A 3,609-nucleotide genomic window follows, 5' to 3' on the forward strand; every position below is an offset into this window, starting at 1 on the left:
CACCTGCAGCAGGCATTCGTGCTGGAAGAAGTTGAGGTGCCGGTACGTCTTGGTGACGGTGTCATGGACCGGGTGCTCGCCAGGCACTCCCTCGACGGCGAAGCGAGACCCCACGGCGAAGTCAATGGCCACCGTCAGCACCTTGGCTGCCTCATCGAACTGCACGCCCGTGACAGACCACGGTGCAGTGATTCCCAGAGCAGCTTCAAACAACCGGTCGTGCATCTCAAACGTTCTGATCGTTATGGCGAAGGCGTCAGCATGCCGCATCGGCCATGGCCGCCAGCCTCAAAGCCGGCAAGTCAACCCACTCGGAATTCAAGAGAGGCCATGATTACTTCACGGCTGTGCGCATGACATTCGGAAGGCAATGCCGCGGAGATGGACACCGCGTGGTGACTGATTACCTCGAAGCAACAGCCCGAACACTGCGCCTCCCTGCTGCAGAGCGATCTGGCTGTCGCTGGTCCATCTGTGCCTGCACCAGCGAGGCCAGGCTAGCCGGAATGGCACTTACTTTGGACGCATCGGACGACCTTGACGAAGGATGTCGATGCGAGCAAGCAGGCGTTCTTTCTTCAGCCACGGATAGGGTTTCGGTCTTCGCTTTCGCTGCCGAGGCTCGATGCGATCGGGTCGGTGTCCGACCTTCGGATGGCGTTAAGTAAGTGCCATTCAGGCTAGCCGGTGCATTGAGTGCTCCATAACCGCCGTCGTTGCCAAACCGCCGCACCAGTTCGAAGACGAAGCTGCCACCGGATCGCGCAAGGGCTGGAACAGTTCGACTCTGAGGCCCGGGTTCTCACGCCGCGAGCGCAACTCCGTAGCCGACATGTGCACATTGGAGAAGTCCGGCTCGACAAGTTCAATGCCGTCAAAGCGCGCGGCAGCAATGGCCTGCGGATTTTCGGGCAGCGTGCCCGACAGGGAGACGGTGGCAATGGAGCGGCGCTTGGTGAATGCCTTCAAGGGTGTGTTGTCAGCCCGCAAGCCACCTGGCCGGCACGATGACCAGCGACGGGAACAGCACCATCAGGAACATGACGATGAACTCCGCGAGCATGAAGGGCAGCACGCCGCGGGTGACCTCGTCCATCTTCATCCGCCCCACCCCGGCCACCACGTTGAGCACCGTGCCCACGGGCGGCGTGATCAACCCGATGGAGTTGTTGATAATGAAGAGGACGCCGAAGTAAATTGGATCGATCCCTGCAGCCTTGATCACAGGCATGAGCACCGGCGTGAGGATCAGGATGGTGGGCGTCATGTCCATGGCCGTGCCCACCGCCATGCACAGCAGCATGATGGCAATCAGCAGCAGCGTGGGGTTGTCCATGAACGGCTCCAGCATGCCGATGACCTTGCTGGGCAGGTCCGCCACCGTGATGAGCCAGGCGCTGACCATGGCCGCTGCTACCAGGAACATCACCACCGCGGTGGTCTTGGCCGCCGTCACGAAGATGGCCGCCAGCTGCGAGAACCTAAGCTCGCGGTACACGACCGTGGCCACGAAGAGCGCGTACACCGCAGCCACCACCGCAGCTTCGGTCGGCGTGAACACGCCCATGCGCAGGCCCACCAGGATGATGATGGGCAGCATCAGCGCCCAGGTCGAGTCGCGCAGCGCCTTGAGTATCTCCGCGCGGCTCTTGCGCGGCGGGGGCGTGATGTTCTCGCGCCGGCCCACCAGCCACCAAGTGAACCACAGCGCCGCGCCGATCATCAGGCCCGGGAAGATGCCCGCCATGAACAGCTTGGAGATCGACACGTTGGCCGCCACGCCGAAGATGACGAAGCCGATGGACGGAGGGATGATCGGGCCGATGATCCCGGAGGCCGCGATCAGGCCGCCCGAGCGTGCCTTGTCGTGTCCGGCCTTGACCATCATGGGCAGCAGCAGCGCGGTGAGCGCCGCGGCATCGGCTACCGCCGAGCCCGACAGGGCTGAGAGCAGCACCGCGGCCATGATGGTGACGTAGCCCAGACCGCCCTTGATGTGGCCCACGCACGCCAGCGCCAGGTCCACGATGCGCTTGGACAGGCCGCCGACGTTCATGATCTCGCCGGCGAGCATGAAGAACGGAACTGCGAGCAGCGGGAAGCTGTCGGCGCCATTGATCACGTTTTGCGCCAGGATCTGGGCGTCGAACATATCCAGGTGCACCATCAGCGCCAGCCCGCAGGCCAGCAGCGCGAAGGCGATGGGGATGCCCAGCGCCATGGTGCCCAGCAGGGCGCCGAGGAAGATGGCGACGGTCATTGCTTGCCTCCCTGGACGGCATGGCCACCGAAGGCAGCCTCCTCACGCTTGAGCTCGGCCTGCAGCGCTTCGAGCTCGGCCTGCTCCTCGGACTCCTTGACCATGACCAGCTCCTCGTCGGTCATCTGCCCGTTGAGCACGCGCCAGAGGTCGTCCAGCAGGATCACGCCCGCCGACACTGCGAACAGCACGCCTGCGGCGTAGAAGATGGCTACCGAGGCACCCGTCACCGGCGCCTGCACGTCGGCGTTGATCTGGGCCTGCTGCAGGCTGCCCTGGAGCAGCAGCCAGCAGATGTAGAGCATGAGCACCTGCCCCACGATCAGGCAAACCTTCTTGCCCATGGGCGACAGCCGCGACACCAGCATGTCCGAGCCCAGGTGGCCGCGGTCACGCAGCGCCACCACCGCGCCCATGAAGGTCAGCCACACGAACAGCCAGCGCGACACCTCTTCGGACACCGTGATGCCGGAGTTGAAGGCGTAGCGCAGCACCACGTTGCCGAACACCAGCACCACCATCACCGCCAGCGCCAGGGCAATGAGCCACTCCAGCAGCCGGCAGTAGCCATCTATCATTCGTTTCATCGAGTCCTCCGCATAAAAAAGGCCGGTTGCTGCGCCGCAGCACCATCCGGCCTCTTTACTCATGCTGCGGCACAGTCAGCTGTGATGCAGCTGGGCTTCGTCACTTGCTGGTTGCGCGTACCTTCGCCACTTCCGCCATCACTTCCTTTACCAGCGGCTCGCCCACCTGGGCCGTGAGCTTGTCCATCGCCGGCTTGGCGCGCTCGCGCAGCTTGGCCACTTCCGCCGGCGGCAGCTCGTGCACCTGCATGCCGCGCTTCTTCAGATCGTCCAGTGCCTTGGTGGCCTCGTCGCGCGCGACCTTGCGCTGGTAGAGCGCGGTCTCGGTGGCGGCGTCCTGCAGGATCTTCTTCTCGTCGGCGGAGAGCTTGTCCCAGAACTTCTTGCTCACGATGACCGCCTGCGGCGTGTACATGTGGTTGGTCAGCGTGAGGTGCTTGGTGACCTCGTAGAACTTCTCGTTGACGACGTTGAGCAGCGGGTTGGTCATGCCGTCGATGGCCCCCTGCTCCAGCGCGGTGTAGGTCTCGGTGTAAGGCATGGGCGTGGCGACGGCGCCGGTGGCGTTCATGAAGTCCACGTACTGCGACGTGGGGATCACGCGCATCTTCATGCCCTTGAGGTCGTCGGCCTTCTGGATCGGCTTCTTCACCGTGTGCATCTGGCGAAAGCCCAGGTCCCAGTAGGCCAAGCCCACCAGGCCGCGCTCCTGCAGCTTGTCCAGCAGCTTGCGGCCCACCGGGCCGTCGGCCACGGCGTCGG

General features: G+C 64.0%; 4 protein-coding genes and 1 pseudogene. All 5 read right to left on the minus strand.

Annotated features, from left to right (window positions below; translation table 11 throughout):
• Positions 1 to 225, minus strand: a pseudogene (locus tag ALA01S_RS30350) (ISL3 family transposase); the annotation flags it as partial.
• 450 nt (positions 226 to 675) lie between these two features.
• Entirely contained in the window at positions 676 to 969 is a 294-nt protein-coding gene (locus ALA01S_RS30355; protein ID WP_066343414.1) for a hypothetical protein, read from the minus strand.
• A 10-nt stretch (positions 970 to 979) separates the two neighbouring features.
• Positions 980 to 2,260: a TRAP transporter large permease subunit gene (locus ALA01S_RS30360; RefSeq protein WP_066343416.1), complete on the minus strand. Its 1,281-nt coding sequence runs from the start codon at positions 2,258 to 2,260 to the stop codon at positions 980 to 982.
• Positions 2,257 to 2,847, minus strand: a complete 591-nt coding sequence (locus ALA01S_RS30365; RefSeq protein ID WP_066343418.1) for a TRAP transporter small permease — start codon at positions 2,845 to 2,847, stop codon at positions 2,257 to 2,259. Before ALA01S_RS30365 ends, ALA01S_RS30360 begins: the two co-directional genes overlap by 4 nt.
• Positions 2,848 to 2,947: 100 nt before the next feature.
• The coding region (locus ALA01S_RS30370; RefSeq protein WP_157119414.1) for a DctP family TRAP transporter solute-binding subunit at positions 2,948 to 3,609 on the minus strand (662 nt) is incomplete at its 5' end.

Source organism: Azohydromonas lata NBRC 102462, from assembly GCF_001571085.1.
GTDB lineage: Bacteria > Pseudomonadota > Gammaproteobacteria > Burkholderiales > Burkholderiaceae_C > Azohydromonas > Azohydromonas lata.

What these genes read in the sequence shown, in the direction of transcription:
- ALA01S_RS30360 (WP_066343416.1), bottom strand. Translation starts at nt 2,260, where the DNA reads ATGACCGTCGCCATCTTCCTCGGCGCCCTGCTGGGCACCATGGCGCTG.
- ALA01S_RS30365 (WP_066343418.1), bottom strand. Translation starts at nt 2,847, where the DNA reads ATGAAACGAATGATAGATGGCTACTGCCGGCTGCTGGAGTGGCTCATT.